The sequence below is a fragment of the Bradyrhizobium sp. SZCCHNR1098 genome (assembly GCF_032489375.1).
Taxonomy (GTDB): domain Bacteria; phylum Pseudomonadota; class Alphaproteobacteria; order Rhizobiales; family Xanthobacteraceae; genus Bradyrhizobium.
Window position 1 is genome coordinate 186,916 of the sequence record NZ_JAUEXY010000003.1, and the last position, 23,952, is coordinate 210,867.

The following is a 23,952-nucleotide window of genomic DNA, read 5'->3' on the forward strand; positions in this document are numbered from 1 at the left end:
CCTCACTCCTTCCGCAGGAACACGTAATCTGCGGAATAGGCGACGCTGCGGAATTGCCCGCCGGTGTCGCAGGTGCCTTCCAGCTTGCCGCCGGCGGTGTTGATCCGCTGCACCGTGGTGACGTCGGAGAGCACGCCCTGAGCGCCGCGGTGAGAAATGACGGCGAGCTTCAGCCAGGGGATGTCGTTGTCGGTGGCGCCGATGGCGGTGCCTTGCACCCGGCCGCCGACGATCGAGCCGTCCTGGTGCTCCCAGCTCGGCCCGGCATAGTGCCGGCCGACGGTCTTGCCGTCCGCGAACAGGGTGGCAATCGGCTCACGGAAGGTCCAGGCGAGCTTGCCGTCCTTGTCGGTCTTGCAGTCGTAGACCTGCGCGCCCTCGGCATGCAGCGTCAGCACGGCCTTTTCGCCGGCGGCGACCAGCGCATCGGGAATCGTGGTCTCTGCGGCGTGGGAGGAGCCGATCTGGGCCCCGAGCAACAGCAGGGCGAGCGATGAGGTCAAGCGCATGATCAGGTTCCTCGACGGCAGGAGTGAAACAGAAACGGGCCGCGCTTGTGGCGCGGCCCGTTGATAGGTGACGAAACCAGAAGGCGAAAGTGGGGAAACTTACGCCGCCATCGCCTTGGTGAGGTTTTCCGCGATCTTGTCGAGGAATCCGGTGGTCGACAGCCAGCGCTGGTCGGCGCCGACCAGGAGCGCGAGGTCCTTGGTCATGTAGCCGGACTCGACGGTGTCGACGCAGACCTTCTCCAGGGTGGCGGCGAACTTCGCCAGTTCGGCATTGTTGTCGAGCTTGGCGCGGTGCGACAGGCCGCGGGTCCAGGCGAAGATCGAGGCGATCGAGTTGGTCGAGGTCTCCTTGCCCTTCTGGTGCTCGCGGAAATGGCGGGTCACCGTGCCGTGGGCGGCCTCGGCCTCGACGGTCTGGCCATCCGGGGTCATCAGCACCGAGGTCATCAGGCCGAGCGAGCCGTAACCCTGGGCCACGGTGTCGGACTGCACGTCGCCGTCATAGTTCTTGCAGGCCCAGACATAGCCGCCCGACCACTTCAGCGCCGCGGCGACCATGTCGTCGATCAGGCGGTGCTCATAGGTGATCTTCTTGGCCTCGAACTTGTCCTTGAACTCCTTGTCGTACACCTCCTGGAAGATGTCCTTGAAGCGGCCGTCATAGACCTTCAGGATGGTGTTCTTGGTCGACAGGTAGACCGAATAGTTCTTGGCGAGGCCCATGTTGAGCGAGGCGCGAGCGAAATCGTAGATCGACTCGTCGAGGTTGTACATCTCCATCGCGACGCCGGCGCCCGGCGCCCTGAAGACCTCCTTCTCGATCACGGTGCCGTCGTCGCCGACGAACTTCATCGTCAGCACGCCCTTGCCGGGGAACTTGAAGTCGGTGGCGCGGTACTGGTCGCCATAGGCGTGGCGGCCGATGATGATCGGCTTGGTCCAGCCGGGGACCAGGCGCGGCACGTTCTTGCAGATGATCGGCTCGCGGAACACGACGCCGCCCAGGATGTTGCGGATGGTGCCGTTCGGCGACTTCCACATCTCCTTGAGGCCGAACTCCTTCACGCGCGCCTCGTCCGGGGTGATGGTGGCGCACTTGACGCCGACGCCGACCTTCTTGATGGCGTTGGCGGCATCGATCGTGATCTGATCGTTGGTCTTGTCGCGGTTCTCCATCCCCAGGTCGAAATACATCAGGTCGATATCAAGGAAGGGGTTGATCAGCTTGTCCTTGATGTACTGCCAGATGATCCGGGTCATCTCGTCGCCGTCGAGCTCGACGACCGGGTTGGTCACCTTGATTTTTGCCATGATCGATGGGGCCTTCTTGGGAACAGCGCGCCAGGAGTGGAAAGCGCTTGTGAAATCAAGCGCGTCATAGCACTGCTGCACCGCGGGCGGAAGCGCAGCCGGTATGCGCCCGGTGCTGATTTTCGCAGCCCGCTCATGCGGTGGGCAACGGCGGCTGCCGGCCGGCCTGCAGGTTCGAGCAAACCCTAAAATTCTTGGCTAAGCCGATTATTTTGCTTGAGAATTCTCTCCGGTCAGGTCAACGGAGCGGGCAGGGCGCGCCGCGGGCGCTTCAACCGGATTCAGAGGGCGAGGATTGAGCGTGTCGGGCACCGACAAGACCAAGGTGGGATTGGAGATCGCAGGCCCGGTGGTGATCCTGGTCGAGCCGCAGCTCGGCGAGAACATCGGCATGGCGGCGCGCGCCATGGGCAATTTCGCGCTGTCCGAGCTGCGCCTGGTCAATCCGCGCGACGGCTGGCCGAACATCGCCGCCCAGCGGGCTGCCGCCGGGGCCGACCACATCATCGATCATGTCCGGCTGTTCGACACCCTGCCGGAGGCGATCGCCGACCTCGACCTCGTCTTCGCGACCACCGCCCGCGCCCACGACCAGGCCAAGCCGGTGATGGGGCCGGAAGCGGCCGCCCGCGAGATGCAGGGCCAGATCGCCGCTGGCGGCCGGGCTGGCATCCTGTTCGGCCGCGAGCGCGCGGGCCTGACCAACGAGGAGGTCGCCCGCGCCAACCGCATCGTCACCTATCCGGTCAATCCAGGCTTTGCCTCGCTGAACCTCGCCCAGGCGGTGCTGCTGATGGGCTATGAATGGTTCAAGCTGGTGACAGCGGGCGCGCTGCCCTTCGCCATGCCCGAGCGCTCGGAGCGCGCTTCCCAGGAGCAGATGGAGGCGTTCTTCGAGAACCTGGTGCGCGAGCTCGACCGGGTCGAATTCCTGCGGCCCGCCGAGAAGCGCGAGACCATGCTGGTCAACCTGCGCAACATCTTCTTCCGCATGGAGCCGTCGCGGCAGGACATCCACACCCTGCACGGCGTGGTCATGGCGATCGCCGAGGGGCGCAAGGGGCCGGCCAAGGGCGGCGTGCTCGACAGCGAGCAGGCGACGCGTCTGCGCGCCCTGATCGCCGAGCAGGGCACGGTGGCCAACCTGCCGGATTCGCGCGGCTCGCTGCGCGGGCTGGCGCGGCTGCTCCGCCGCAACCCGACCGACGCCGAGCGCGCGCTGTGGCACGCGCTGTCGCGCGACCGCCGCTTCGCCGGCCAGTTCAAGCGCCAGACCCCGGTCGGCCGCCACATCCCCGACTTCGTCTCCTTCATCCACCGCCTGGCGATCGAGCTGGTGGGCCCCGGCGAGAGCGAGGGCGTCGTCGCCGACCGCAGCGCACGGCGGGCGTGGCTGGAAAGCCGCGACTACCGCGTCACCGAAGTGAAGGCGGCGGATGTCGAAGGGAATCTCGAGGCCGAGCTGGTGCGGCTGCAGGCGCTCATCGCCGAAGCGAAGTAGCTGACGGTCGCATTGCCGGCTGCATGGCGCCGACTGCCACGCGTGAGCGCAATCGCCGATTGCGCCGTCGCGTGGCTCACACCGCCGTAGCAGTTGATCCAAACATCCAGGGCAGGCCGAGTCTGCGATCCCGTTTACACCGGCTGAAGGATGATTTGCGATCGCAATTCCAGATTGTGGTTTGCCCGATCGGTTTTGGTTAGATCGCAGCACAAAGAGCAAGACCAAGGGGGCATTCATGACTACGCGACGATGGCGCTCGTTTCTGTGTTGTGCGTTGATCATCGGTTCGATCTTCGGCTTGTCGGCAAGTGCCCACGCAGCCGGCGCGAAGCGGTGCACGACCGCGGCCGATCTCGGCGCCGAAGAGCGCATTGCCGGTTGCACCATGGTGATCGAGCACGGCAAGCCGGCGACGCCGCTGGTGATCGAGGCCCGTTTCGCGCGCGCCGGAGCCTATTTCCGCAAGGGAGACGTCGAGCATGCGATCGACGACTACAAGATCGTCATCGAGCAGTCCTCGGCCGGTCTTCTTGCCGCATTCGATCGCGCCGCTCCTGATCTGCGCGAGAGCGAGCCGCAGCCGGGGTCGGGTTTCGGGCGGGCGTTCGGGCGCAACGGCTACCGGGCGCAAGCCTATCGCGCGCTGGGGATCGCAAGCTTCCAGGCGGGTCTCCTGGAGCAGTCGCACGACGATTTCAGATGGCTCAGCGAGATCGATCCCCACGATGCCGATGCGGCCCTGTGGCTGGATCTGGCCCGCCGCCGCGCCGGCCTGCCGAGCGAGCTCGCCGACCACGCGAAGCGGCTCGACATGGGCAAATGGCCGGCCCCGATCGTCCGTCTCTTCCTCGGGCAGGAGACGACAGAGGCTGTGCTTGCGGCGGCCGACCGTGGTGCTCCCGCCACGCGCAGGGCACGGCGTTGCGAGGCGAGCTTCTTCGCCGGCGAGCTGATGCTCGACCAGAGTCGTGAGCGTGATGCCATGCAATTGATCGACCGCGCTCTCGCCGAGTGCCCGTGGACATCGCGCGAACGCTCGGTCGCCGAGGCCGAGGCGCGTGCGCTCCGCGTCATGCCGTAGGCGTCCTGCGTCGCTCGCGCGGCAAGAACGGATCGGCGCGGCGATCGCGCCGCGACCGGATCCCCGACCGCATGCTTAACGCCCACGCGCGCATTTGAGTGAAAATGCCCGGTCAAATCCGCACGGCGCGGGTTACGGAACGCTCGGGTTCGAACGCTATGATCTGCGCATTGCCCTTTCATCGTTGCAACTGTGCGGCCTTTCATCATGAACGAAACCAGATCGGTGTTGCGGGACCTCGAGGATGCGATTGCGCGGGGGACCGCCGACAGCCGCGAACGCGCGCTGTGGCATGCGACCGACCTGCTGATCGCGGGGCGCTACTGCGAGGAGGAGATCGCCACCTTCGGCGAGGTGATCGGCCGGCTCGCCGACGAGATCGAGATCGAAGCGCGCGCCAAGCTTGCGGATCGCCTCGCCAGGATCGAATATTCGCCGGCCAGCGTCATCCGCAAGCTGGCCTTCGACGACGAGATCTGGGTCGCCGGTCCAGTGCTGCGCGAGTCCGAGCGGCTCGATGACGCCACGCTGGTCGAGAACGCCAGCACCAAGAGCCAGGACCATCTGCTCGCGATCGCCGAACGCCGAACGCTGAGCCCGGCGGTGACCGACGTGCTGGCCACGCGCGGCAACCGTGACGTCGCCACGGCGGTGGCGCGCAATCAGGGCGCCCAGTTCTCCGGTGCCGGTTTCCTGCACATGGTCCAGCGAGCAGAGAACGACTCGATCCTCGCCGAGCATCTCGGCCGGCGGCTCGACATCCCGCGCCACCTGTTCCAGCAACTGATCGCCAAGGCCTCGGACAATGTCGGCAAGCGGCTGGCCGGGGAGCGGCCGGAGCTGCTTGGCGAGATCAGTAGCTCGGTCGCCAACATCGCCGGCGACCTGCAGTCGAAGTTCGGCCCCGGCTCGCGCAACTACTTCGTCGCCAAGCGCACCGTGACGATCCAGCACCGCCTCGGCAATCTGCACGAGAGCACCATTGCCAGCTATGCGACGGCACACAAGGTCGAGGAGGTGACGATCGGCCTCGCGCTGCTGTCGGGACTGCCGGTCGACGTCGTCGAGCGCGCCTTGTTCGACCGTAACCGTGAGATGCTGCTGATGCTCGCCAAGGCGCTTGGCTTTACCTGGGATACGATGATGGCGCTCGCCTTTCTCGGCGCCCGCGAACATCGCATCACGGCCGGCGAGCTGCAGGAGCTGGAGCGCGACTATGCCAAGCTCCAGTCGCAGACGTCGCGCAGCGTGCTCGAATTCTATCAGTCCCGCAAGAATCCAGGCAAAGGCGGCAAGGCGTCCGCGCCGCGCGCCGCGGCGTATTGAACCTGCAGCGACGGACGGAGGTGATCGCGGATGAGCGGCATGGGATTTCCTCTTCGCGGAGAGCAACGGCTCGGCCATCGCGAGGCGCCTGCGGACGGCGCGGCAGTCGATGCGGCCTGGCATGTGCTCGAAGCGGCCAACGAGCTCGGCGACGAGGCTGCGGTCGCCGCCTGCCGCCGCGTGATCGATTCGAGCCTGAACGGCGCAGTCGCGGATCAGGCCGACGTGAAGCTTGTGACAGACTACTTCCGCTAGTTCGACTGATGGCTTTGCACGGGGCGCTCCGCGGCGTCACGAGTTGACAGCTCCGTCCTCCCCGTCCATTCCGCCGTCATTCCGGATTCAATCGCCAACGCGCTTGCGCATTGGCGATTGAATCCGGAATCTCGAGATTGTGAGGAATGGACGCAAGACAAGATCGAGATTCCGGGTTCAAGGCCTGCGGCCTTGCCCCGGAATGACGGTGGGTGGGACTCAGGGCGAGCAGGCCGCTTCACACAGCGGCGAGCTGCGTGTCCGGCTTGCCGAGGCGCTTTCCCGTCTTGTGCTTCGCCGGCTCGATCAGCGCCTTCGCGGCCAGCCCGGCCGTGTCCGCGACCTCGGGATTGCGTGACACCATCGCCGCCACGATCGCGCCGTCGATCAGCAGTGCGAGCTGATGCGAGAAGCTCTCCGGCTCGGCAGCGCCCATCTCACGGGCGAGCTTCTCGATATGCGCCAGCACCACTTTCTTGTGGCGCATTGCAATGGTGCGAAACTGCTTCTGGTCCTTGTCGTGCTCGCCGACTGCATTGATGAAGGGACAGCCGTAGAAGCGCTCCTCGCCGAACCAGCTCTTCAGCGCCGGAAAGATGCGTGCCAGCTTGGTCTCAGCGTCACCGCCGCCGCTCTCCATTTCCGCGATGAACCATTCACGCCACTGCTTGCCTTCGCTTTCGAGCACGGCGGTGACGAGCGCGGTCTTCGATCCGAACAGCTTGTAGAGCGTGGTCTTCGCGGTGCCCGCCTCGCTGATGATCGCATCGATGCCGGTGGCATTGATGCCGTTCTTGCAGAACAGCCGCGTGGCGGCGCCGAGCAGACGGCCGCGCGCGGATTCGTCGTCGCTGGCCGCGATCGTCCTTGCGATCGCCTGCTTCTTGCCGGTTTGTTTGCCCGCAGCTGACTTGCCCATGTGTACGAGCTTAATCGCTGTGCGCGTGAGTCAGCAAGGCTGCTGATGCGGTCGAGGCAGCGTTGCGCTCAATTTGATCGCTGGAGGCGGCATTCTGCATCGCGCTTGGGCAGCGGCTGGGTCGTGGCGGGGCGCCGCTCGCCGCCCTGATCGCGTAAGCCGCGAGGATCATTCCGGCTTTTGATTTTCGGCCTCTCTGGCACGCTTCGTGCAAGATACAGACCGTTCGGTATCCTCATCCCAGGGAGAGAAATGAGATGACCGCTGTGGTTCAGAAGACGGCGCTGACGGGCTGCCTCGCACCCATCGACAAGAACGGGCTCGAACAGCTCATCGTCAACGGCAAGGCCAACCCCAAGGTCATCAAGACCCTGAAGTGCAAGACCGTGGCGGAAGGCAAGTTCCGCCACGCCAACTACATCCGCAACCTCGCGCCCTACATCGTCGACGAGCCGCCGGGCCTGCTCGGTGACGACACCGCGCCCAATCCGTCGGAGGCCTCGCTGGCCGCGCTCGGCTCCTGCCTTGCGGTGGGTTTGCACGCCAATGCCGTGCATCGCGGCTGGACCGTCAACAAGCTCGAGCTGGAGCTCGAGGGCGACCTCAACATCACCGCCGTCTGGGGCACCGGCGACGTCAGCGAGAAGCCGGTCGGCTTCACCGACGTGCGCGTCAAGGTCGACATGGAGTGCGAAGGCATTTCCAAGGAGGAGGTCCAGGCCCTGGTCGACCACGTGAAGAAGTGGTCGCCCGTCGCCAACACCTTCACGCGTCCCGTCAATCTCGAGGTCGGCGTCTGAGCCTGGCTCGAGGCCATGTGGAGCGGAGGACGTCATGGGTTCACTCGGACAGCATCTGGCGATCGACAGTGCGGGCGTGATGCCCGTGCCGTCGACCGTGGAGCAGGTCGCGGCGATCGCGCGCAACGAGCTTGCGCCGCTGGCCAGCGGAATCGACGCCGGAACGGTGTATCCGGCTGACGTTCTCCGCCGCTTCGGCGAGGTCGGTGCGTGGGGCAGCCACGTGCCTGAGAGCGGCAAGGCCGATCTCAACTGCGCCATCGATTCGATCTCGGCGATCGGCGAGGTCTGCGGCGCTTCCGCCTTCATGGCGTGGTGCCAGAACACGCTGGTCTGGTACATCGCCAATTCGGACAACAAGGCGCTCAAGAAGCGTCTGCTCGACGATGTCGCGAGCGGCAGGCTGCTCGGCGGCACCGGCCTTTCCAACCCGATGAAGAGCTTCTTCGGCATCGAGAAGCTCAAGCTGAAGGGCCGGAAAGTGGAGGGCGGCTACGTCGTGCGCGGCGTGCTGCCCTGGGTCTCGAACCTCGGGCCGGACCACATGTTCGGCACGATCTTCGAGCGCGAGGATGCGCCCGGCGAGATCGTGATGTTCATCGTCGACTGTTCGGACCCGGCGGTGACGCTGCAGCCGTGCCAGCAGTTTCTCGCAATGGACGGCACCGGCACCTACGGCATCCAGCTCCGCGACCTGTTCGTGCCGGACGAGCTGATTCTGGCAGATCCCGCTGGCCCCTTCGTGAAGAAGATCCGCGCCGGCTTCATTCTTCTGCAGGCCGGCATGGCGCTCGGCCTGATCAGGGACTGCATCAAGATCATGCAGGAGGTCGAGGCGCCGCTCGGCCACGTCAACCGCTATCTGCCGCAGCAGCCGGTCGACTTCAGCGCGCTCGCCGATGAGCTCGCACGGGAGACCATGATCCTCGCCAGCGATCCGTTCAACACGGACGAGACCACCTGGCGCAAGGTCGTCGCGCTGCGCCTCCGGGCCGGGGAGGCCAGCGTGGCTGCGGCTCACGCCGCGATGCTCCATTGCGGAGCGCGCGGCTACATCAAGGGCAATCGCGCCGAACGTCGCCTGCGCGAGGCCTATTTCGTCGCGATCGTCACCCCCGCGACCAAGCAGCTCCGCAAGATGCTCGCCGACGGCTGACGCCGGCGAGAACGGCAAACCAACAAAGTTTAGACCAGGAGAGGCCTGCCATGACGGACGTTCTGATTACTGCCGGCGAACTCGCTGATTTCATCAAGAAAGAACCGTGTGTCGTCATCGACACCCGCAATCCGGATGCCTATGGCGCGGGACATCTTCCCGGCGCGGTCAACGTGCATGAGATCTTCACCTATCTCGCGACGTCGACACCGGAAGGCATCGAGGAGCTGAAGACGAAGTTCGCCGACGCGTTCGGCGCCGCCGGCCTGTCGGGTGCCGAGACCGCCGTCGTCTACGAGCAGTCGATGAACTCCGGCTTCGGCCAGTCCTGCCGCGGCTACTTCCTGCTGACGATGCTGGGCTATCCCAAGATCAAGGTGCTGCATGGCGGCTACGATGCCTGGGTTGCCGCAGGCATGGCCGTGACCACCGATGCGCCGTCGCCGGCCAAGGCCTCGTTCGCGATCGTGCCGGAGGCGGGCAGCATCCTGATCGACGCCAAGGCCATGCTGGCGGCGGTCGGCAATCCCGCCATCGCCATTCTCGATGTCCGCGATGTCGACGAGTGGATCGGCGATTCCTCCTCGCCCTACGGCAAGGATTTCTGCCCGCGCAAGGGCCGCATCCCCGGCGCCGTCTGGCTCGAATGGTACCGCATGATGAAGCCGACCGCCGAAGGTCCGCGCTTCAAGTCGAAGGACGAGATTCTCGCCGAATGCGCCACCGTCGGCATCACCCAGGACACGCCGGTCTATCTCTACTGCTTCAAGGGCGCGCGTGCGTCGAACACCTTCCTCGCTCTGAAGAACGCCGGCGTGAAGGATGTGCGGATGTATTTCGGCTCGTGGAACGAGTGGTCGCGCGACCCGTCGCTGCCGATCGAGGAAGGTCTGCCGATGCCGGCGATGACCAGCAAGGCGGCATAGAAGCTGCATGTTATGCACGTCCGGCCGCTGAAAAATGCGGCCGGATGAGCAGTTCGAAGGCGCAGTCAGCGCAGGTGTGACAAAGGGGCGCAGCACATGTCGATTTTCGATGATCCGTTCGATGCCGAGGCCAGCGTGAATGCCGGTTGTATCTGCGGCCAGCATCGCAGTCCGGCCGAACACGAGCACGCCGTGCGGGCGCTGCGCTGCGAGCCCGTGACGGACTCCATCGAGAAGCGTTACGAGAACGTGGTCGCGTCAGCCGTGCTGCGCGCGGTGTTTCCGGAAGCGGCCACCCGTCGCGCGTTCCTGAAGTCGGTGGGCGCCGCCACCGCGCTCGCCGCGGTCTCACAATTCTTTCCGCTGAAGACGGCGACCGAAGCCTTTGCCGAAGCGGGCGCGCCCGAGAAGAAGGATCTCAAGGTCGGCTTCATTCCGATCACCTGCGCCACGCCGATCATCATGGCCGCGCCGCTCGGCTTCTATGCCAAGGCCGGGCTCAACGTCGAGGTGGTGAAGACCGCCGGCTGGGCCGTCATTCGCGACAAGACCATCAACAAGGAATACGACGCCTCGCACATGCTGGCGCCGATGCCGATCGCGATCTCGCTCGGGCTTGGCGCGCAGCCGATCCCGTTCACCGTGCCCGCGATCGAGAACATCAACGGGCAGGGCATCGTGCTTGCGATGAAGCACAAGGACAAACGCGACCCGAAGGACTGGAAGGGCATGAAGTTCGCCATTCCGTTCGACTATTCGATGCATAATTATCTCTTGCGCTATTATCTCGCCGAGCACGGCATCGATCCCGACACCGACGTGCAACTGCGATCGGTGCCGCCGCCGGAGATGGTCGCGAACCTGCGCGCCGACAACATCGACGGCTTCCTCGCGCCGGACAACATCTGCCAGCGCGCGATCTTTGACGGCGTCGGCTTCCTGCATATTCTCTCGAAGGAGATCTGGGACGGTCACCCCTGCTGCAGCTTCGCGGCGAGTCGCGAGTTCATCACGGCCGCGCCGAACAGCTTCGCCGCGCTGACCCGCGCCATCGTCGATGCCACCGCCTATGCGTCGAAGGCCGAGAACCGCAAGCAGATCGCCGAGGCGATCGCGCCGGCCAACTACATCAATGCGCCGGTGACGGTGCTGGAGCAGGTGCTGACCGGCACCTATGCCGACGGCCTCGGCGGGGTGAAGACCGATCCGAAGCGCGTCGATTTCGATCCGTTCCCGTGGCAGTCCTTCGCGGTGTGGATGCTGACCCAGATGAAGCGCTGGGGCCAGATCAAGGGCGACGTCGACTACAAGGCGGTCGCCGAGCAGATCTATCTCGCCACCGACACCCGTAAGGTCATGTTCGACATGGGCCTGACGCCGCCAAAGGACTCCTACAAATCGTTCTCGGTGATGGGCAAGCCGTTCGACCCGACCAAGCCGGACGACTACGTCGCCAGCTTCAAGATCAAGAAGGCGTCGTGATGGGGGCGACGAGGGCGACGCTGCCGACCCCACCCATGGTGATGAACACGCCGCCAACCACACCACCGGTGTCGTCCCCGCGAACGCGGGGACCCATACGCCGTGACCTGTCTTGGGGCAGGGGCGGTAGCGACAATCGTTTCCATCAACTGCCGACGGTGGTTATGGGTCCCTGCGTTCGCAGGGACGACAGCGTGGGTGGAGCGACGTCATGACCGCCTCACTCCGCCTGCGCGCCGCCGTCGTCTCGATCTTTCTGCTCGCCGTCTTCCTCGGCGCCTGGCATATCGCCACCCGCAGCACGGGCACGGCTGCCAACATGAGCCCCGAATACGCCAAGCTGATGGGCATGACAGCGACGCAAGGCAAGTCGGCGATGCCCGGACCGCTCGATGTCGGCGCCAAGCTGTGGGAGCATCTGCGGCGGCCGTTCTACGACAACGGTCCGAACGACAAGGGGCTCGGCATCCAGCTCGCCTTCTCGCTCGGGCGGGTCATGCTCGGCTACCTGATCGCGGTCGCGGTCGCGATCCCGCTCGGCTTCCTGATCGGCATGTCGCCCTTGATGAGCAAGGCGCTCGATCCGTTCATCCAGATTCTCAAGCCGATCTCGCCGCTCGCCTGGATGCCGCTGGCGCTCTACACCATCAAGGATTCCAGCCTGTCGGCGATCTTCGTGATCTTCATCTGCTCGGTTTGGCCGATGCTGATCAACACCGCGTTCGGCGTTGCCAGCGTCCGCAAGGAGTGGATCAACGTCGCCCGCACCCTCGAGGTCGGGAATTTCCGCCGCGCCTTCACCGTCATCCTGCCAGCGGCGGCGCCGACGATCCTGACGGGCATGCGGATCTCGATCGGCATCGCCTGGCTCGTGATCGTCGCCGCCGAGATGCTCGTCGGCGGCACCGGCATCGGCTACTTCGTCTGGAACGAGTGGAACAACCTGTCGATCACCAACGTGATCATCGCGATCCTGCTGATCGGTCTCGTCGGCATGGTACTGGATCAGATCCTGGCCCGCGTGTCGCGGCTCGTGACGTTTCCGGAGTAGGGCATGATCAGGCGAACTGCTGCAAGGTGCGCAACTCCGTTCCCCTCCCCCTTGCGGGGAGGGGTTAGGGGTGGGGGTGCCCCAGGCACGAGTCTTTGTGGGGAACCCCCCTCCCTGACCCTCCCCCACAAGGGGGGAGGGAACGGAAAGACCTTCCTATGACCGACAAGTTCATCTCCATCGAGGGGATCGCCAAGCGCTATGATGGGGCGCGGAGCACGACGATCTTCGAGAACCTGTGGCTCACGATGGCGCGCGGCGAGTTCGTCTGCGTGATCGGCCATTCCGGCTGCGGCAAGACCACGGTGCTGAATGTTCTTGCCGGCCTCGACGTGCCGAGCGAGGGCGCCGTCATCGTCGATGGCCAGGCGATCGAGGGGCCGAGCCTCGACCGCGCCGTCATCTTCCAGAGCCACGCGCTGCTGCCGTGGCGGACGGTGCTCGGCAACGTCGCCTATGCGGTCTCGTCGAAGTGGCGCAAATGGGACCGCGCCAAGGTCAAGGCGCATGCGCTGAAATATATCGAGCTCGTCGGCCTCGCCGGCTCGGAGCACAAGCGGCCGTCGGAGCTGTCCGGCGGCATGAAGCAGCGCGTCGGCATTGCCCGCGCGCTGTCGATCACGCCGAAGATCATGCTGATGGACGAGCCGTTCTCAGCGCTCGATGCGCTGACGCGCGGCACGCTGCAGGACGAGGTGCGGCGCATCTGCGTCGAGACCGGCCAGACCGTGTTCATGATCACCCACGATGTCGATGAGGCGATCTATCTCGCCGACAAGATCGTGCTGATGACCAACGGGCCGGGCGCGGTGCTGGCGGAGATCGTCGAGAACCCGCTGCCGAAGGACCGGCTGCGCGGCGACCTGCACCGCCATCCGCTGTACTACGCGCTGCGCAACCACATCATCGACTTCCTGGTCAGCCGCAGCAAGACCTTCACCGCCGAGACGCCCGATTACGACCCGCGCAAGGTGCCGGTGGTGAAGATCGGGCGCAGCGAGCCGACGATCGTCGCGTCCAACCCGGTCGAGAACGACGCGCCGCAGGCGATCGCCCGCTGACGCCCAGCCGGAAGAAACCCATCAACGAAGACTCTCAAGGGAGACCAAGCATGAAGCGATCCGACCTCACCGAGAAGCTGCTCGACATCAAGCGCGAGAAGGGCTGGAGCTGGAAGTACATCTGCGAGACGATCGGCGGCTATTCCGAGGTGCTGATCGTCGGCGCCATCCTCGGCCAGATGAAGCTGACCAAGCCGCAGGCCGCCAATGCGGGAGAGCTGTTCGGCCTGTCGAAGTCCGAGATCGCGATGCTGAACGAGACGCCGATGCGCGGCGAGGGCGTGCAGATGCCGCCGACCGATCCGCTGATCTATCGCTTCTACGAGCTCGTGATGATCAACGGCCCGGCCTGGAAGGAGCTGATCCAGGAGGAATTCGGCGACGGCATCATGTCGGCGATCGATTTCGACATGGTGATGGAGCGCCTGCCCAATGCCAAGGGCGACCGCGTCAAGATCACGATGTCGGGCAAGTTCCTGCCGTACAAATATTACGGCGCCAGCGGCAACGTGCCGGAATATGGATTTAAAGAGGAATAGCGAGCAGGGAATAGCGAGTAGCGAATAGAACGACATCCTATTTGCTGCTCGCCATTCACTCTGGTGTCAGATATGTCTATCCGCGATTGGCCAGATCGCGCGGAGACTGCGCTTGAGCGTCATCCAGACCACGTTCCTGTTCTCCTATGGCACGCTTCAGCTCGAAAGCGTTCAATTGAAGTCTTTCGGCCGACGTCTCGTCGGGCGTGCCGATTCGATGCCGGGCTTCAGAAAGAGCTTCATTGAGATCACGGACCCGGATGTGCTCGCCAGCAGTGGAGAGCAGTTTCACCCTATCGTCGTGCCGAGCGACGATCCTGACGATGCCGTCGACGGAACGGTGTTTGAAATCACGGCAGCCGAACTGCACGCAGCCGACCAGTACGAGGTGGCCGATTACAAGCGGGTAGATGTGGTGCTGCGCTCCGGCACTCGCGCGTGGGTGTACGTCAAAGCAGGCGAGTAGCGAAGAGGGGACGGACATCCCCATTCGCTACTCCCAAGCCGCTATTGGCCTCGCACTATCCCGCCTTGATCTGGGCGACCGCGGTCGCCAGCAGCTCGCTCATCTTGGCGCGGACCTCGGCCTCGGTAACGGAAGCGCCCTTGGCGGTGAGGTCGCCCAGCACCTTGCGCAGCACGTCGGCATCGCCCGCTTCCTCGAAATCGGCCGCGACGACCTCCTTTGCGTAGGCGTCGGCGTCAGCGCCGGACTTGCCGAGCTTTTCGGCTGCCCACAGGCCGAGCAGCTTGTTGCGGCGGGCTTCTGCCTTGAACTTCAATTCCTCGTCATGGGCGAATTGCTTCTCGAAGGCGTCCTCGCGCTTGTCGAACGTGGTCATGGTCGGAACTTCCAGTGTTGCCGAAGAGGGTTAACCGCGCAGGCGGTTGCGGGGCGGTGGCCGCACGCCTAAATAATTGGAACATCTTGCCAATACAACGGGTACGAGGCCGCAGGGAAGGGCGGTAAAACTCCGCTCCCGAGGCCCGGATCGATTGTGCTCGGGACACCAATGAGATAGGTTTCCCACAGGCCCGGTTCTCGTTCTGTTTCCTTAACATCCGGGCCCTCGCGGCAGCTCCGTCGTGGTCCTGTCCAAAGTCATCCGGAGCCCACCATTTCATGGATTTCAACAAAACACGGTACATCCCAATGAGCCGTCGGCGTCGCATTTATGAAGGCAAGGCCAAGGTCCTGTACGAAGGCCCCGAGCCGGGCACCCTGATCCAGCACTTCAAGGACGACGCCACCGCCTTCAATGCCAAGAAGCACCAGGTGATCGAAGGCAAGGGCGTCCTCAACAACCGCATCTCGGAGTACCTGTTTCAGCACCTCAACGACATCGGGGTACCGACTCACTTCATCCGCCGGCTCAATATGCGCGAGCAGTTGATTCGCGAGGTCGAGATCGTGCCGCTCGAGGTCGTCGTTCGAAATGTGGCGGCGGGCTCGCTGTCGCAGCGCCTCGGCATCGAGGAAGGCACCCAGCTGCCGCGTTCGATCATCGAATTCTATTACAAGAACGACCAGCTCAACGACCCCATGGTGTCGGAGGAGCACATCACCGCGTTCGGCTGGGCGACCCCCCAGGAGATCGACGACATCATGGCGCTCGCCATCCGCGTCAACGACTTCCTGACCGGGCTCTTCCTCGGCATCGGCATCCGCCTCGTCGACTTCAAGATGGAGTGCGGCCGGCTGTTCGAGAACGAGATGATGCGGATCATCGTCGCCGACGAGATTTCCCCCGATTCCTGCCGGCTGTGGGACATCAAGTCGAACGAGAAGCTCGACAAGGACCGCTTCCGCCGCGATCTTGGCGGCCTTCTGGAGGCCTATACCGAGGTCGCCAAGCGGCTCGGCATCCTGATGGAGAACGAGCGTCCGGTGGGCTCCGGTCCGGTTCTCGTCAAGAGCTAAAAGGGAACAAGACGTGAAAGCGCGTGTCACGGTGACGCTGAAATCCGGCATCCTCGATCCGCAGGGCAAGGCGATCGAGGGCGCCCTCAAATCGCTCGGCGTCGACGGCGTCGCGAGCGTGCGCCAGGGCAAGGTGTTCGACATCGAGCTCGAAGGCGCCGACAAGGCCAAGGCGGAGGCCGCCCTGAGGGCGGCCGCCGACAAGCTGCTCGCCAACACGGTGATCGAGAATTACCGGGTGGAGCTGCTGGGATAGGGCAATGGCCGTGACCGAGCGCGAGATCTACGAGCGACTGCTGGAGATCTCGCGTGATCTGGTCCTTGTCGAACATTCGGTCGATGAGCTCCTTGCCGGTGTGCGAGCGTTGAATTTGGAGCTCTCGTCAGACTCAAACACTCTCGCGTGGCCGCGAGGGAGCGATCCTCGAGCAAGCACGTAAGATCATGAAATCCGCCGTTCTCGTCTTCCCCGGCATCAACCGCGAGCGCGACATGGCGCGCGCGCTGCGCATGATCTCCGGCCATGAGCCGGCGATGGTGTGGCACGCCGAGACGTCGCTGCCGAAGGGCACCGATCTCGTCGTCGTCCCCGGCGGCTTCTCCTATGGCGACTATCTGCGCTGTGGCGCGATCGCGGCCAGGGCACCTGTCATGGATGCGGTGCGCGACCACGCCGCCAAAGGCGGTCTTGTGCTCGGCGTCTGCAACGGCTTCCAGATCCTGTGCGAATCCGGCCTGCTGCCGGGCGTGCTGATGCGCAACGACAAGCTCAAGTTCATCTGCAAGGACGTGCATCTGCGGGTCGAGCGCTCCGACTCGCCGTTCACGCGCGGCTACAATGCCGGCCAGGTGATCCGCGTGCCGGTCGCCCATGGCGAGGGCAACTATGCAGCCGACGAGGAGACCCTGAAGCGCCTCAATGGCGATGGCCGCGTGCTCTATCGCTACTGCTCGGCCGATGGCGAGGTCGGCGACATCAGCAACATCAACGGTGCTGCGCATTCCATCGCCGGCATCGTCAACGAGAACGGGAATGTGCTTGGCATGATGCCGCATCCCGAGAATCACGTCGAGGACATCATGGGCTGCACCGACGGTCGCGGCCTGTTTGCCGGTCTCGTCGCCCATCTCGATCGCGCGGCCTGAAGGCCGTTCATCGAAATCGTTCCGTAGCTTTTTTCTCGCGCCGCCCGGCAACACCGGGCGGCTGTTTGCGTTGTCCGCCCGATTCCATGGGGCATGAACCAAGGAGGTTCTTATATGACGACGAAACATTGGCTGGGAACTGCCGCCATCATTCTCGCGATCGGCGCGGGTGCGAATGCCGCGTCAGCGCAATCGGAAATGAAGCACGAGGGTGGCCCGGCGGCGGCCTCGCCGCGCGAGGCGGCCCGTCCGGGCGCGGAGTCGAAGGGCGGCGGCGCTGCCGCGGCGGAACGCGCCGGGTCCGATGCGAAGCAGAGCGCGCAGGATCTGCGCCGCAGCGAACCTTCGTCCTCGACCGGGCGCGAGCAGGCGCAGGAGCGAGCCTCGGAGCGCTCGGCGCATGAGACCAAGCAGGGCGCTGACAGCAAGGCTGAGCGCGGGCCGGCCTCGGCGCAGCGCGACCACGATGCCAAGGACAGCGCCGAGACCAGGTCCCAGGCTGACAGCAAGCAGTCTGACAGCAAGGGCAAGGCCGAGTCGAAGCAACAGCAGGGACGCGCCGACGAACCGCGCAAGGGCGAGGATCGCGCGGCCGAGAGCAAGTCGGGTGCAACCGACCGCAAGTCCGACCGCGAGGCCGATCGCAGCGGCATCGACAAGAGCCGGCAGAGCCAGGACGAGCGCAAGGCCGGCACGTCGGACCAGGCGGCCGACAAGCAGACCGACCGCAGCAGGCAGCCCAATCAGCCGGGCGCAACGGACAGCAAGAGCACGACCGCGCAGCAGAACCAGCAGACCGGTCCGGCCGGCGCCACCGCGGGCAAGCCGGATGCGACCGGGCAGGCCAGCAACCAGACCCAGACCAACAGCACCCGCTCGAGCACGCAGGTTTCGGTCAACGAGCAGCAGAAGACCCGCGTGGTCGACCAGCTCAAGCGTGATCACGACTTCGACCGTGCCCGCACCGATATCGACATCCGCATCAATGTCGGCGAGCGCCTGCCGGAGCGCGTGCGGCCGCGTCCGCTGCCGTCGGACATCGTCACCATCGTTCCGCAATATCGCGGCTACGAGTATACGGTTGTGCATGACGAGATCGCCATCATCGATCCGCGCAGCCGCGAGATCGTCGACGTGATCCCGCAAAACGGCATGCGCGCCGATCTCGGCTATGACCGCGGTGGCTACGGCGTAAGCTCGACCCGCATCGTGCTGTCGGACGATCAGCGCCAGATCCTGCGCCGCGCCGCCACCGAGACGGGCACGGTGGGCTCGACGACATCGCCATCGACCTCGTCCGGACCGAGCTGCCTGAGCCTGCGCCGCGTGCCCGATGAGCTCGCGCGCAGCAATCCGGAACTCGCCAACTACCAGTATCTGGCGATCGGCGAGCAGGTCGTGCTGGTTGACCCCCGCGATCAGAAGGTGGTGCAGGTCATCGACCAGCAGCAATAACGGCGCGGCGATACGACGGCGGCTCGAGGGCGGGAGCGCGACGCGCTTCCGCCCTTTTTGCGCGACAGGACCGCCTTCCGTACGGCCATTGAACAAGCCTTGCTCTGCTGTTTGAACCGGCCGTTGTCCCGATGCGTCCAACCGGCATCGTCAATTGCGCCGGCGGATGCGGGATTGTCGGCCGCGCTCGGCCACGCTATCAACGTCGGCGTGTAGGGATTGGCCGTGGGGACCGTCGTGCCGGTTGCACTCGTCATTATACTTCTTCAGATCTCGCTGATCTACCACGCCTCGCGTACCGGGCGGATGCAGCCCTGGGCGTTCATCATTTTGCTGGTCCCCTTGATCGGCGCGCTCGCCTACATCGTGGTCGAGCTGGTGCCGGAATGGCTGGGCAGCCACGACGTCCAGAAGGCGCGCAAGCGCGTCGCCAACAAGCTCGACCCGGAGAAGTACTACCGCGAGTTGTCCGATCGTGTCGCGATCACGGACACGATCGCCAACCGCGCGGCGCTGGCCGAGGAATGCGTCGCCGTCGGACGCTATGACGAGGCGGAGCAGCATTACGATCACATCCTGAGCCTGCCGATGGGCCACGAGCCGCTGTTCGCGCTCGGCAAGGCCAAGGCGCAGTTCGCGCGCCGCCGCCCCGCGGATGCGCTGACGACGCTCGACGAGCTGCAGAAGGCCTGGCCGGACTACAATTCGGCCGAGGCGCATCTGCTCTATGCGCGGGCTTTGCAGGAAGCCGGCCGCACCGACGAGGCAATCGAGGAGTACCAGGCGCTGCTGGACTATGCGCCGGGCAGCGAGGCGAAGGTCCGCTACGGCACGCTGCTCAAGCTGGTCGGCCGGATCGATGAGGCCAAGGTCGTGTTCACCGAGCTGCTGATCCAGATGAAGCGCGCGCCACGACATGTGCGCAAGGCGCAGGCCGAGTGGATCGCCCTCGCCGAGAAGCAGCTCGCGGGGTGACGCCGGAAGCCCGGGTGAGTGCAGCGATATCCGGGTTCACGGACAGCGCGCGTGAGACCCCGGATATCGCTGCGCTCATCCGGGCTACGACATCATCCGCTACGGCGAGTTCGCCGCCTCCGGCGTCCGCCGCTTGACCCGCTTGATGGTCCCAGAGAACGAGAACAGCGGCCTCGGGCCGGAATGCAGCATGCCGCGCAGGAAGATCAGCGAGGCGCCGGCGCGGGTGACCTCGCCGGTAGCCTCAATCAGTTCGCCCTCACGCGCGGCATCGAGGAACTCGGACGAGAACGACACCGTGACACCCGGGCCCTGCATGATCGGCGCGGCGAAGGCGAACAGGCAGTAGTCGGCGAAGGTCATCAGGCAGCCGCCATGGACGTTGCCGCCGCCGTTGAGGTGCTTCTTCTCGACCCGGAAGGCGCAGCGGATCGAGCCATCGTCCTCCATCCGGTGCCAGAATGGCCCGGTGTGGGATTCGTAGCTGTCGCGCATCCAGGTCCGCCAGCCGGCGAACTCGCCGTCGGTCGCGATGTGGATGCCAGGACGGTTCTCGAAGGCGGAACGGGACAGGTCGTGCACGTGTCAGGGCCTTTAACTGTTGATTTACCGTCTTAAATCCGATTGGTCGCCAATCTGCAAATATCCCTTCTGGCGGTCCGGGCCAAAGCTCTGGACAGGGCGGAATAGGGCCGTAAAAGGCCTTTTCCCGCCCTGGCGATCTTTCTATGAAGCAGGCTTCAAGGGACCAGCGGCCCACGGGCAAAGGCATTTCTCCATGCGCAATGAACCGCAGATCACCCCCGAGCTCGTCGCCGCCCACGGGCTGAAGCCCGATGAATATGAGCGCATCCTGAAGCTGATCGGGCGGGTGCCGACCTTTACCGAGCTCGGCATCTTCTCGGCGATGTGGAACGAGCACTGCTCGTACAAGTCGTCGCGCATCCATCTGCGGGGACTGCCGACCAAGGCGCCCTGGGTGATCCAGGGCCCCGGCGAGAATGCCGGCGTGATCGACATCGGCGACGGCCAGGCCGTCGTATTCAAGATGGAGAGCCACAACCACCCGAGTTACATCGAGCCGTACCAGGGTGCGACCACCGGCGTCGGCGGCATCCTGCGCGACGTGTTCACGATGGGCGCACGCCCGATCGCCTGCCTGAACGCGCTGTCGTTCGGCGCGCCGGAGCATCCCAAGACCCGGCATCTGGTGTCCGGGGTGGTGGCCGGTATCGGCGGCTATGGCAACTCGTTCGGCGTTCCGACGGTCGGCGGCCAGACCCGCTTCCACACCCGCTATGACGGCAACATCCTGGTCAACGCCATGGCGGTCGGCCTCGCCGACGCCGACAAGATCTTCTATGCGGCGGCCTCCGGCGTGAACATGCCGATCGTCTATCTCGGCTCCAAGACCGGCCGCGACGGCATTCATGGCGCCTCGATGGCCTCGGCCGAGTTCGACGATTCCTCGGAGGAGAAGCGCCCGACGGTGCAGGTCGGCGATCCCTTCGCCGAGAAGCTGCTGCTGGAGGCGTGCCTGGAGATCATGGCCGCGGACTGCGTGATCGCGATCCAGGACATGGGTGCGGCCGGCCTGACCTGCTCGGCGGTCGAGATGGGCGCCAAGGGCGACCTCGGCGTCGATCTCGATCTCGATGCCGTGCCGACCCGTGAGATCGGCATGAGCGCCTACGAGATGATGCTCTCCGAAAGCCAGGAGCGCATGCTCATGGTGCTGAAGCCGGAGAAGGAGAAGGAGGCGGAAGCGATCTTCCGCAAATGGGGGCTCGATTTCGCGGTGGTCGGCTACACCACGCCGAGCAAGCGGTTCGTGGTGAAGCATGGCGGCGACGTCATGGCCGACCTGCCGATCAAGGAGCTCGGTGACGAGGCGCCGCTGTACGACCGTCCGCATGTGGCCTCATCGGCGCTGCCGGTGATCCACGCCCGCGAGGTCAAGTCGCCGATGGACATCATCCCGGCGTTGGAGAAGCTCGTCGCAACGCCCGATCTGTGCTCCAAGCGCTGGATCTGGGAGCAGTACGACCATGTGATCCTCGGCAACACCGTGCAGCGCCCCGGCGGCGATGCCGCAGTGGTGCGCGTGCAGGATGGCCCGAAGGGGCTTGCGCTCACCGTCGACGTCACGCCGCGCTATTGCGAGGCCGACCCGTTCGAGGGTGGCAAGCAGGCCGTCGCGGAGGCCTGGCGCAACATCACCGCGGTCGGCGGCCGGCCGCTCGCCATCACCGACAATCTCAATTTCGGCAACCCGGAGCGGCCCGAGATCATGGGGCAGTTCGTCGGCTGTCTGAAAGGCATTTCGGAAGCCTGCCGCGCGCTCGACTTCCCCGTCGTCTCCGGAAACGTCTCGCTCTACAACGAGACCAATGGCCGCGCGATCCTGCCCACGCCGTCGATCGGCGGCGTCGGCCTGCTCGATGATTTCACCAAATCGGCGAGCATCGCGTTCAAGGCCGAGGGCGAGGCGATCCTGTTGATCGGCGAGACCCATGGCTGGCTCGGCCAGTCGGTCTACCTGCGCGACATCTGCGGCCGCGAGGAGGGCGCCCCGCCGCCGGTCGATCTCGCCGCCGAGAAGCGCATCGGCGATGTCGTCCGCGGCATGATCCATGCGGGCACGGCGACGGCCGTACACGATCTCTCCGATGGCGGCCTGCTGGTGGGGCTCGCCGAGATGGCGATGGCCTCCGGGATCGGCGCGCGGCTGCTGGCCGCGCCTGCGTCGATCGTGCCGCATGCGTATTGGTTCGGCGAGGACCAGGCGCGCTATCTCGTGACGGTGCCGGAGACCGAGGCTGGCCGCGTGCTCGCCAAGATGCGCGGCGCCGGCGTGTCGTGCACGCGCATCGGCACCACCGGCGGCACAGCGCTTGCCATCGCTGGCGAGGCGTCGGTCGAGGTCGCTGCGCTCAAGACCCGCTTCGAGAGCTGGCTGCCCGGCTACATGGGCGGGGCCGCCTAACTCACCCCTGTCGTCCCGGACAAGCCACGACGGCGCAAGGCGCCGTCGCGGCGCCGATCCGGGACCCAGACTCCGCGGCCGCGGTTGTCACGCACGCTGGTCGTTGAGCTCTTTCAACAACGACGCCCTGTGGTTGGGTCCCTGCTTTTGCAGGGACGACAGGGGAGTTTGCCGTGAGCGCCGCAGCCTTGCCCGGCGTCATTGCGAGCGAAGCAATCCAGGATTCCATCGGCGGATGCAGTCTGGATTGCTTCGTCGCTTCGCTGCTCGCAATGACGGAGGAGACAGGATCGTCCTTACAACACGTTCTTCGCGCCCCGAATCTGCCGCAGCACCCACGTCGCACCCCAGCTCAGGAGCACGGTGCTGACGAAGGCGATCGTGGCCTTGGCAATGGCCGGCAGATTGAGGTCGAACAGCCAGTACTGGATCCACAGCACGATCGGATAGTGCACCAGGAACATGCCATAGGCATCGGCCTGCATGCGATCGAGCACGGAGAATTCCGAGCGGCGGTTGTTGAGGAAGTAGGACAGGATCGCGAACAGGATCGCGGCGCTGAAGATGACGAACAAGAAGCCGTAGGCAGCCTCGTACCACTGCGGCAACACGGGCGGATTGCCCAGCACCTGGCGCTTGATCGTGATCAGCACCCAGAGCAGCGCATAGGGCACGAGCGTGACCACGATCCAGGCCCCGAGTCCGCGCTGCGACATCTGCCCGTCTGCGGCCAGCAGGCCGCGTTCGAAATTGGCCGAGCCGATACCAGCCCCGACGTAGAAATAGGCAGCGTAGAGCAAGACGCGGCTGGCTTGCACCGAGAGCGGTCCGGCCTCGAACCAGAAGGTCGGGCCGAAATAGAGCCGGGACGGGATGTAGAGCACGCCAGTGATCAGCAGGAAGACGAAGAAGAAGTTGCCCGGATTCTCGAAGGCGCGCTGCGACAGCCGGTTGATCGGATCCAGCAGGCGCGGCGAGACGCGGTACAGCAGGGCCGCCGAGGTGTCGAACGCCAGCAGCACCCAGATGAACCAGATCGGCCCGCTCGGCCATGGACCGACCGTGACCGTCTTCCACCAGAAGGCAGCGAAGCTGGCTTCGGGATTGGCGCGCAGCTCGATCGCGTAATAGGCAAACGGAATGACGGTCAGGGCCGCGATGGCGAAGGGCAGGCCAAGACGCAACAGCCGGTCGCGCAGGAATTGCAGCGTCGACTTGTGAGCAAGGCCCGACCACACGAACAGGCCCGACAGGAAGAAGAACATGGCCATGAAGAAGCTGTCGGTGGCCAGCACGATGGCATCGAAGCCGAGGAAGGACGTCGGATCGGTGTGCCCGAAATAGGTATAGGGAATCACGGCGTGGTGGAGCAGCACCACCAGCGTCAGGAATGTCCGGGCATGATCGAGCGCGGCGTTGCGCGCCCGGGCGCGCGGGCGGGCCTGAAGCTCGACCTTTGCGGCCGCCGCCGATTGTGTAACCGATATGACCATATGCCCCCCAAGCGTCGCTGCTGCCCGGCCCGTGCAGCGGATGTGACGTTCGC

General features: G+C 65.1%; 24 protein-coding genes. 18 read left to right on the forward strand and 6 right to left on the reverse strand.

All coding sequences use genetic code 11. The features are described 5' to 3' along the window. Nucleotides 1–2 precede the first annotated feature (2 nt). Together QX135_RS08945 and QX135_RS08950 are read right to left on the reverse strand one after the other, a co-directional pair. Nucleotides 3–509: a DUF3455 domain-containing protein gene (locus tag QX135_RS08945; protein WP_316162248.1), complete on the reverse strand. Its 507-nt coding sequence runs from the start codon at nt 507–509 to the stop codon at nt 3–5. Between the two features lie 99 nt (nt 510–608). Further along, complete coding sequence (locus QX135_RS08950; protein ID WP_315774263.1) at nt 609–1,823, reverse strand: NADP-dependent isocitrate dehydrogenase; 1,215 nt, start codon at nt 1,821–1,823, stop codon at nt 609–611. Between the two features lie 301 nt (nt 1,824–2,124). Between QX135_RS08950 and QX135_RS08955 the strand changes: the two genes are divergently transcribed. The 4 genes from QX135_RS08955 to QX135_RS08970 all read left to right on the forward strand — a co-directional run bounded on the left by QX135_RS08955 (nt 2,125) and on the right by QX135_RS08970 (nt 5,989). Next, the gene (locus QX135_RS08955; protein WP_316234035.1) at nt 2,125–3,324 is read left to right on the forward strand and encodes a TrmJ/YjtD family RNA methyltransferase; all 1,200 of its coding nucleotides are present in this window, start codon (nt 2,125–2,127) and stop codon (nt 3,322–3,324) included. Between the two features lie 301 nt (nt 3,325–3,625). Beyond that, nucleotides 3,626–4,408, forward strand: a complete 783-nt coding sequence (locus QX135_RS08960; protein ID WP_316234036.1) for a hypothetical protein — start codon at nt 3,626–3,628, stop codon at nt 4,406–4,408. A gap of 207 nt (nt 4,409–4,615) precedes the next feature. Beyond that, nucleotides 4,616–5,734 (forward strand): DUF2336 domain-containing protein, encoded by a 1,119-nt coding sequence (locus QX135_RS08965; protein ID WP_316234037.1) that lies wholly within the window; start codon nt 4,616–4,618, stop codon nt 5,732–5,734. A gap of 39 nt (nt 5,735–5,773) precedes the next feature. Then, nucleotides 5,774–5,989 carry a hypothetical protein gene (locus tag QX135_RS08970; protein WP_315737341.1) on the forward strand — a complete coding sequence of 72 codons (216 nt, stop codon included), beginning with the start codon at nt 5,774–5,776 and terminating at the stop codon, nt 5,987–5,989. Between the two features lie 238 nt (nt 5,990–6,227). On the opposite strand, the gene QX135_RS08975 is transcribed toward QX135_RS08970, so the two are convergent. Continuing rightward, nucleotides 6,228–6,908: a TetR/AcrR family transcriptional regulator gene (locus tag QX135_RS08975; RefSeq protein ID WP_315737342.1), complete on the reverse strand. Its 681-nt coding sequence runs from the start codon at nt 6,906–6,908 to the stop codon at nt 6,228–6,230. A 257-nt stretch (nt 6,909–7,165) separates the two neighbouring features. On the opposite strand from QX135_RS08975, the gene QX135_RS08980 reads away from it, so the two are divergent. From QX135_RS08980 to QX135_RS09015, 8 genes are all read left to right on the forward strand, one after another. After that, nucleotides 7,166–7,708, forward strand: coding sequence for an OsmC family protein (locus tag QX135_RS08980; RefSeq protein ID WP_315737343.1), 543 nt, complete (start codon nt 7,166–7,168; stop codon nt 7,706–7,708). 34 nt (nt 7,709–7,742) lie between these two features. Beyond that, nucleotides 7,743–8,864 (forward strand): acyl-CoA dehydrogenase family protein, encoded by a 1,122-nt coding sequence (locus QX135_RS08985; protein WP_316234038.1) that lies wholly within the window; start codon nt 7,743–7,745, stop codon nt 8,862–8,864. A 50-nt stretch (nt 8,865–8,914) separates the two neighbouring features. Then, entirely contained in the window at nt 8,915–9,790 is an 876-nt protein-coding gene (locus tag QX135_RS08990) for a sulfurtransferase (protein ID WP_316234039.1), read from the forward strand. A 96-nt stretch (nt 9,791–9,886) separates the two neighbouring features. Beyond that, nucleotides 9,887–11,272, forward strand: coding sequence for a CmpA/NrtA family ABC transporter substrate-binding protein (locus QX135_RS08995; RefSeq protein ID WP_316234040.1), 1,386 nt, complete (start codon nt 9,887–9,889; stop codon nt 11,270–11,272). Between the two features lie 211 nt (nt 11,273–11,483). Then, entirely contained in the window at nt 11,484–12,323 is an 840-nt protein-coding gene (gene ntrB, locus QX135_RS09000) for a nitrate ABC transporter permease (RefSeq protein ID WP_315737347.1), read from the forward strand. Between the two features lie 158 nt (nt 12,324–12,481). After that, a complete protein-coding gene (locus tag QX135_RS09005) occupies nt 12,482–13,384 on the forward strand; it encodes an ABC transporter ATP-binding protein (protein WP_315759035.1) in 903 nt (300 codons plus the stop codon). A 50-nt stretch (nt 13,385–13,434) separates the two neighbouring features. Further along, nucleotides 13,435–13,923, forward strand: coding sequence for a cyanase (cynS, locus tag QX135_RS09010; protein ID WP_315779742.1), 489 nt, complete (start codon nt 13,435–13,437; stop codon nt 13,921–13,923). Between the two features lie 112 nt (nt 13,924–14,035). Further along, nucleotides 14,036–14,389 (forward strand): gamma-glutamylcyclotransferase family protein, encoded by a 354-nt coding sequence (locus tag QX135_RS09015; RefSeq protein WP_315798245.1) that lies wholly within the window; start codon nt 14,036–14,038, stop codon nt 14,387–14,389. A 55-nt stretch (nt 14,390–14,444) separates the two neighbouring features. Here the strand turns inward: QX135_RS09015 and QX135_RS09020 are convergent, their stop codons facing one another. Then, entirely contained in the window at nt 14,445–14,765 is a 321-nt protein-coding gene (locus tag QX135_RS09020) for a DUF1476 domain-containing protein (RefSeq protein WP_315798246.1), read from the reverse strand. A gap of 311 nt (nt 14,766–15,076) precedes the next feature. Between QX135_RS09020 and purC the strand changes: the two genes are divergently transcribed. The 5 genes from purC to QX135_RS09045 all read left to right on the forward strand — a co-directional run bounded on the left by purC (nt 15,077) and on the right by QX135_RS09045 (nt 19,420). After that, nucleotides 15,077–15,844 carry a phosphoribosylaminoimidazolesuccinocarboxamide synthase gene (gene purC, locus QX135_RS09025; RefSeq protein WP_208866972.1) on the forward strand — a complete coding sequence of 256 codons (768 nt, stop codon included), beginning with the start codon at nt 15,077–15,079 and terminating at the stop codon, nt 15,842–15,844. Between the two features lie 13 nt (nt 15,845–15,857). Continuing rightward, nucleotides 15,858–16,100 carry a phosphoribosylformylglycinamidine synthase subunit PurS gene (gene purS / locus QX135_RS09030; RefSeq protein ID WP_315737351.1) on the forward strand — a complete coding sequence of 81 codons (243 nt, stop codon included), beginning with the start codon at nt 15,858–15,860 and terminating at the stop codon, nt 16,098–16,100. 188 nt (nt 16,101–16,288) lie between these two features. After that, complete coding sequence (gene purQ / locus QX135_RS09035) at nt 16,289–16,990, forward strand: phosphoribosylformylglycinamidine synthase subunit PurQ (RefSeq protein WP_315779744.1); 702 nt, start codon at nt 16,289–16,291, stop codon at nt 16,988–16,990. Between the two features lie 198 nt (nt 16,991–17,188). Beyond that, a complete protein-coding gene (locus QX135_RS09040; RefSeq protein WP_315798318.1) occupies nt 17,189–18,445 on the forward strand; it encodes a DUF1236 domain-containing protein in 1,257 nt (418 codons plus the stop codon). 237 nt (nt 18,446–18,682) lie between these two features. Further along, nucleotides 18,683–19,420 (forward strand): tetratricopeptide repeat protein, encoded by a 738-nt coding sequence (locus tag QX135_RS09045; RefSeq protein ID WP_316176609.1) that lies wholly within the window; start codon nt 18,683–18,685, stop codon nt 19,418–19,420. Nucleotides 19,421–19,519: 99 nt separating this feature from the next. Here QX135_RS09045 and QX135_RS09050 read toward each other — a convergent pair whose 3' ends face one another. Then, nucleotides 19,520–20,002: a PaaI family thioesterase gene (locus QX135_RS09050; protein WP_315759029.1), complete on the reverse strand. Its 483-nt coding sequence runs from the start codon at nt 20,000–20,002 to the stop codon at nt 19,520–19,522. Between the two features lie 196 nt (nt 20,003–20,198). Between QX135_RS09050 and purL the strand changes: the two genes are divergently transcribed. Then, nucleotides 20,199–22,406: a phosphoribosylformylglycinamidine synthase subunit PurL gene (gene purL / locus QX135_RS09055; RefSeq protein WP_316176608.1), complete on the forward strand. Its 2,208-nt coding sequence runs from the start codon at nt 20,199–20,201 to the stop codon at nt 22,404–22,406. A gap of 296 nt (nt 22,407–22,702) precedes the next feature. Here purL and QX135_RS09060 read toward each other — a convergent pair whose 3' ends face one another. Further along, complete coding sequence (locus tag QX135_RS09060; RefSeq protein WP_316176607.1) at nt 22,703–23,899, reverse strand: acyltransferase; 1,197 nt, start codon at nt 23,897–23,899, stop codon at nt 22,703–22,705. Nucleotides 23,900–23,952: the final 53 nt, after the last annotated feature.